At 72.8% G+C, this 6,645-nt stretch carries 5 protein-coding genes; 4 read left to right on the top strand and 1 reads right to left on the bottom strand.

The window, feature by feature from the left end; all coding sequences use genetic code 11:
* The first annotated feature begins 562 nt into the window (after window positions 1-562).
* Window positions 563-1,420 (top strand): pentapeptide repeat-containing protein, encoded by an 858-nt coding sequence (locus FOE67_RS12385; protein WP_323384815.1) that lies wholly within the window; start codon window positions 563-565, stop codon window positions 1,418-1,420.
* Window positions 1,421-1,595: 175 nt separating this feature from the next.
* Window positions 1,596-3,203, top strand: coding sequence for a peptide chain release factor 3 (locus FOE67_RS12390; protein ID WP_182663548.1), 1,608 nt, complete (start codon window positions 1,596-1,598; stop codon window positions 3,201-3,203).
* 21 nt (window positions 3,204-3,224) lie between these two features.
* Here the strand turns inward: FOE67_RS12390 and FOE67_RS12395 are convergent, their stop codons facing one another.
* Window positions 3,225-3,614: a MerR family transcriptional regulator gene (locus FOE67_RS12395; protein ID WP_182663552.1), complete on the bottom strand. Its 390-nt coding sequence runs from the start codon at window positions 3,612-3,614 to the stop codon at window positions 3,225-3,227.
* 477 nt (window positions 3,615-4,091) lie between these two features.
* On the opposite strand from FOE67_RS12395, the gene FOE67_RS12400 reads away from it, so the two are divergent.
* Window positions 4,092-5,591 (top strand): SulP family inorganic anion transporter, encoded by a 1,500-nt coding sequence (locus tag FOE67_RS12400; RefSeq protein ID WP_182663550.1) that lies wholly within the window; start codon window positions 4,092-4,094, stop codon window positions 5,589-5,591.
* A gap of 601 nt (window positions 5,592-6,192) precedes the next feature.
* A partial coding sequence (locus FOE67_RS29250; RefSeq protein ID WP_323384818.1) for a pseudouridine synthase occupies window positions 6,193-6,645 on the top strand: 453 nt, incomplete at its 3' end.

Consider the following 6,645-nt stretch of genomic DNA (forward strand, 5'->3'; position numbering starts at 1 on the left):
ACGGCAGACGAGATAGCTCCAAGTCTCGTGGGCTGGGAGATGTTTATAAGAGACAGACGGGACTCCTGGGGTCCGAGGGGTGACGACGGCACACGGGCATCGCGGGGGCTCGCCGCGGGGCCCGAACGCGCGGAGGAACGCGCGACAGTCGGTGCGAGGGGGAACCGGGCCGGGCGCGCCCGGCGGCACGCACGGGCGGGGCCCGCCGCGAGCGCCGGGGCACGAGGGCTCCGGTGGTGCGGAACGGCGGACCCTGTCCCGGGGCCCGCCGTACGGTGCGGGTGGAGTGCCGGACCGAAGGGCACTCCGGCGGCTGCGTCACCAAACCGCCTGAGCGGGGTACCGCTCTCATGAGCAGGCTAACCGGTCGGTAACCCGCCGGCCAGTCCCCGCGCACACCCTCCCGTGTGGCGCGTGCCACGTCCGCGCCGTCCGGGGCCCGTCCGCCCCCGCGGGCGGGAAAACCGGTGGATCCCCGCTCCCGGTGTCCGCAGACTGTGCCGGCGACGCCCCGGGAGGTGTCGTGCCGCACCGTCGTGTACCGCCCACCGGAAGGCCACCCGTGCCCCCCGAATCCCCCGCGCCGACGGGCGGGACGCCCCGCGCGCTCCGCCCCGACTGCGCGAACTGTTTCGCCCTGTGCTGTGTCGCCCTCCCCTTCGTCGCCTCGCCCGACTTCCCCGTCCACAAGCCCGCCGGACGCCCCTGCGGTCATCTGCGCCGGGACTTCCGCTGCGGTGTCCACGACAGCCTCCGGCACCGCGGATACCTCGGCTGCGGGGTCTTCGACTGCCACGGGGCCGGACAGCGGGTCTCCCGGGACACCTTCGGAGGCCGCGACTGGCGCACCCACCCCGAACTCTCCGCGCGGATGTTCGAGGTCTTCCCGGTCGTCCGCCTGCTGCACGAACTCCTGCGGTATCTGCACGAGGCGATCGACCTGGCCGACACCCGCCCGTCGGCCCGTCACCTCGCCGGTGACCTGCGCCGGGCCCGGGCGGAGACGGACGCCCCGGCCGCCGCGGACGCCGACTCTCTCGCGGCCCTCGCGGGCGGCGGGCCGGGCCTCGCCGACCACCGCGAGCGGGTCAACGCTCTGCTGCTGCGTCTCGGCGAACGGGTCCGCTCCACCCTGCCGGGACCACGCCGGAACCTGCGCGGCGCCGACCTCGCCGGTGCCGATCTGCGCGGGGCGGACCTGCGCGCGGCCACCCTGCGGGGCGCCCTGCTCATCGGGGCGGACCTGCGGGACGCCGACCTGCGCGGCGCGGAACTGATCGGGATCGACGCCCGGGGGGCCGACCTGCGGGGCGCCGACCTGCGCGGAGCCTTCTTCCTCACCCCCGACCGCCCGGCCGCGGCCCGGGGCGACGAGCGGACCCGTCCGCCCGCCGGTCTCGCGCGCCCCGTCCACTGGTGACCCGGGCCGGACGGGATCCCGGCCGGAACCCGGGTTTCTCCGGGACCCTCACGCGGGGGTAGATTTGCGGGTGCGCGTCGGCGCCCGGGCGTCGATCGACCGACTCCCGCGCGGCACGCCCCCGGCCGGGGACCCCCGGTCGGAGCAGGAACGATCGCGAACGGCGGCACCAGCGGTGAACGACCCCACCTCGGCGGCAGCGGCGGCCACCCAGGCGCCCCGGCGCCGCACCTTCGCGGTGATCTCCCACCCGGACGCCGGCAAGTCCACCCTGACCGAGGCGCTGGCCCTGCACGCGCGCGCCATCACCTCGGCCGGCGCCGTGCACGGCAAGGGCGACCGGCGCGGGGTGACCTCGGACTGGATGGCGATGGAGCAGGCCCGGGGCATCTCGGTGACCTCCGCCGTCCTGCAGTTCGAGCACCGCGACCGGGTGCTCAACCTCCTCGACACCCCCGGCCACGCCGACTTCTCCGAGGACACCTACCGGGTGCTGGCCGCCGTGGACTGCGCGATCATGCTGGTCGACGCGGCGAAGGGCCTGGAGGAGCAGACCCGCAAGCTCTTCGACGTCTGCCGGCACCGGGGCGTGCCGGTGATCACCTTCGTCAACAAGTGGGACCGGCCCGGCCGCGAGGCCCTGGAACTCCTCGACGAGATCGAGCGCGAGTTCCGCATCCAGCCCACCCCGGTGACCTGGCCGGTCGGCATCGCCGGTCACATGCTCGGCCTGATCGACTCCCGGGACCCCGACGCCGTGCTGCGCTACACCCGGGCCCCCGGCGGGGAGCGCGCCGCGGAGGAGGAGCGGTTGACCGGGGAGGAGGCCGCCGAGCTGGGCGAGGAGCGCGAGACCGCGCTGGAGGAGCTGGAACTGCTGGCGGCCACCGGCGCCGTGCACGACCGGGAGAGCTTCCTGGCGGGGAAGACCACCCCGGTCTTCTTCGGCGCCGCGCTGTCCAACATCGGTGTCCGTCTGCTGCTGGACGCCGTGGTGGACCTCGCCCCGCCGCCCGGCCCCCGGGAGCTGGCCGGCGGCGGGCAGCGGCCGGTGGACGCCGAGTTCTCCGGTCTGGTGTTCAAGGTGCAGGCCAACATGGACCGTTCGCACCGTGACCGGATCGCCTTCGTCCGGGTCTGCTCGGGGGTCTTCGAGCGGGGGATGACCGTCACCCGGGCCGCCACCGGCCGTCCCTTCGCCACCAAGTACGCCCACAGCGTCTTCGGGCAGGAGCGCTCCTCGGTCGAACTGGCCTACCCCGGCGACGTGGTGGGTCTGGTCAACGCCGGCGCGCTGGCCCCGGGCGACACCCTGTACACGGGGAAGAAGGTGGAGTTCCCGCCGATGCCCACCTTCGCCCCCGAGCACTTCGCCGTCGCCCGCCCGATGGACATCGGGAAGTCCAAGCAGTTCCGGCGCGGGATCGCCCAACTCGACGAGGAGGGCGTGGTCCAGGTGCTGGTCTCGATGCTGCGGGGTGAGCAGGCCCCGGTCCTGGCGGCGGTCGGGCCGATGCAGTACGACGTGGTGGCGCACCGGATGGAGCACGAGTTCGGCGCGGCCGTGAAGCTGGAGCACCTGCCCTACAACCTGGCCCGGGCCACCGACGCCGCCGGTGGTGCGGCGCTGGACGCCTCGCGCCTGGTGCACGGCGAGTCCATGACCCGGGTCAAGGACGGCGCGGTCCTCGCGCTGTTCCCCAACCGCTGGCACGCCGGTTCCTTCGAGCGGGAGTTCCCCGACCACCCGCTGGAGCCGCTGATCGCCGCCCACGAGCAGTGACGGTCCCGGTCGGGGAACGGGTCAGCCGCGGGAGGATGCCAGGCGCCGCTTGAGGGTGGCGGCGAAGTCCTCGGCGGCGAGGAGTTGGGCGCGGAGCTTCTCGCAGCGGGCGTCCGCGACCTGCTGGTAGGCGCGCAGCCGATCGCGCAGCCGTTCGGCCTCCTCGGCGGAGGGCGGCGGGTTCTCGGCGGCGAGGGCGTCGACGACCTCCAGGAGTTCGCCCATCTCCTCCAGGGAGAAGTCCAGCGGCTTCATCCGGCGGATCACCATGAGGCGCTCGACATCCGATTCGGTGTAGAGCCGGAAGCCGCCCTTGCTGCGGGCCGAGGGGGTCACCAGGCCGACCTCCTCATAGTGCCGGATGGTGCGCAGGGACAGTCCGGTGCGTTCGGCGACCCGGCCGATCTGCATGTGTCGCCCCTCGTCCGTCACCCTGTCGCCCTTCCCTCGGCCCCGGTCGGGGCCCGCCTGCGTGGTCCCACAGCCTACCGGCCCGTCACACCGGGACGGACGTCCCCCGAGCGCCCCGGGACTTTACCAATACGTCACTCCGGGTCCCGTAGCCGTGATCGCTCTCGCAGTTTTCACCAGGGATTTTCCCGTTGGGAAGGCATTGGCGGTCGAGATCATCCCTCACGTGGGGGTAGAGTTCTCGGTGTCCGGGAGGTCCCGTGTCCCGGCTTCGGGCGCATCGGGCCCGCCCCCTCCGCCCCATGTCTCCCGGGCAACGACGCCCGTTCGGCACCGCCGTGTCCGGTGCCGGTCCGGTCGCCGCGCGGCGAGCGCGGAGAGACCCCACCACACCCGGCCCGGAGTCCTTCGCTCCCCGTGGCCGCCTCGCCTGTCCGCGCGCGGTGGTTGTCCGCGTGCCCGAACGGAAACGGATGCATGTCCGCTGATACCACCGCGGTCGGTCGGCCGCGCCTCTCCCGTCCCGCCTGTCTCGCCTCCCCGAAGGTCTTCCGCACCGAGGTCCTCGCCGGTCTCGTGGTGGCCCTGGCCCTGATTCCCGAGGCGATCTCCTTCTCCATCATCGCCGGCGTGGACCCCAGCGTGGGGTTGTTCGCCTCCTTCACCATGGCCGTGGTGATCTCGATCGTCGGCGGTCGGCGGGCGATGATCTCCGCCGCCACCGGTGCGATCGCCCTGGTCATCGCCCCGCTCAACCACGAGTACGGACTCGGCTACCTGGTGGGCGCGGTCATCCTGGGTGGGATCTTCCAGATCGTCCTGGGCGCCCTCGGGGTCGCCCGGTTGATGCGGTTCGTCCCGCGCAGCGTCATGGTCGGCTTCGTCAACGCCCTGGCCATCCTCATCTTCCTGGCCCAGGTTCCCGAACTGCGGAACGTCCCCTTCGCGGTCTATCCGCTGGTCGTCGCCGGCCTGGTCATGATGATCCTCTTCCCCCGGATCACCAGGGTGGTGCCCGCACCGCTGGTCTCCATCGTGGTGCTGACCGTCATCACAGTCGCCGCCGCCATCGCCGTGCCCACCGTCGGCGACAAGGGTGAGCTGCCCTCCGCCCTGCCGGTGCCGGGACTGCCCGACATGCCGTTGACCGGTGAGGCACTGGCGATCATCGCCCCCTACGCGTTCGCGCTGGCCCTGGTGGGCCTGATGGAGTCGTTGATGACCGCCAAGCTGGTGGACGACATCACCGACACCCACTCCAACAAGACCCGTGAGTCCATCGGCCAGGGCGTCGCCAACGTGATCACCGGCTTCTTCGGTGGCATGGGCGGCTGCGCCATGATCGGGCAGACCATGATCAATGTGAAGACCTCCGGCGCCCGGACCCGGCTGTCCACCTTCCTGGCCGGCGTCTTCCTGATGATCCTGTGCATCACCTTCGGTCCGGTGGTCTCGCAGATCCCGATGGCCGCCCTGGTCGCGGTGATGGTCCTGGTCGCCTTCGCCACCTTCGACTGGCACTCGGTCGCCCCCGACACCCTGCGCCGGATGCCGATCAGCGAGACGGTCGTCATGACGGTCACCGTGGTCGTGGTGGTCATCACCCACAACCTGGCCATCGGCGTCATCGTCGGTGTGATCACCGCGGTCATCGCCTTCGCCCGTCGCGTCGCCCACCTGGTGAACGTCTCCGGTGTGGTGGACCCCGAGGGCAAGCAGGTCGTCTACTCGGTGACCGGGGAGCTGTTCTTCGCCTCCTCCAACGACCTCGTCCACCAGTTCAACTACAGCGAGGACCCCGACGACGTGGTCATCGACCTGTCCTCCGCGCACATCTGGGACGCCTCCTCGGTGGCGGCGCTGGACGCGGTGGAGACCAGGTACGCGGCCCGCGGCAAGAAGGTCACCGTCATCGGTCTCAACAAGAACAGCGCCGAGATCCGGGAGAGGCTGGGCGGCCAGCTCGTCGGGCACTGACCGTCCGGCACGGGGCGGCCGGCGGCATGATGCGCACGGTCGAGTCGGCCGCCGTTCCCCGCTGCTTCGGCACCACCCACCCGGGGCCATCCGGGGTGTCGCGCACACCGGGGTCGTCGCGGCCGGTGCCCCGGGGCCGGTGGCGGTCTCGCTCGGACGGGACGTCGCCGGTGACTGCTCGGCGCCCCCGATCCCGATGGCCGCGCTCCCGGTGCCGGTGGCCGCCGCCGTGGTGCCCCAGCCCCGTCGTCGCACGTCCCCGGCAACGGACGGGTACCCGGACGGCGGGGCCGCCCGGGTACCCGCCGGGGGCGGGGGTCGGTCACCGGCGCCGGCGACACCGGTGTGCCGGGCCCGGAGGAGGTGGCGAACGGGACCGATGCGTCCGATCCGGTGGCGGAGGACGGTATCGCCGACTCCGCCGACCGGCGAACAAATCCCGGTCCTTCCCGGCCGGGGGAGCGAGTCGTCCCGGCGACGGGCGCACCCGCCCCGTCCGGTCCTTCCCGGCGGATCGGTCGGGGGGATCCGCGCCCGTAGACTGGCGATTCTCCCCGGGGTCGCTCCGGCCCCGGACCCGTCTTTGTCGAAGGGACCACCGGTGACCCCCTGGCCGACCTCCTGGCCCGAGCTGCGGGCGGCCACGCTCGTTCACGAGGACGAGGCGATCCTCGCCCTCAACAAGCCGGCCGGGATCTCGGTGACGGGCGAGCGCCACGACACCGATCTGGTGGAGATGGCCGCCGAGCACGGGGAACGGCTCTTCCCCGTGCACCGCATCGACAAGGTCACCTCCGGGCTCGTCCTCCTCGCCCGGGAACTGCGCTTCCACGGCGACCTGACCCGCCAGTTCAACCGGCGGACGGTCGAGAAGGACTACCTGGTGATCACCCGTTCCACCGGGCTGCCGGAGAGCGGCACGATCGACCTGCCGCTGACCACCGGGCGCAAGAACCGGGTCCGGGTGGCGGGCCCCCGCGAGGGGATCACCCGCGGCGGGGAGGACGGCCGCACCTGGTCCCTGGGCCCCGGGGAGGGGGCGACCGGGGGAAGC

The organism is Streptomyces calidiresistens (assembly GCF_014141525.1).
GTDB classification, from domain to species: Bacteria; Actinomycetota; Actinomycetes; order Streptomycetales; family Streptomycetaceae; genus Streptomyces; species Streptomyces calidiresistens.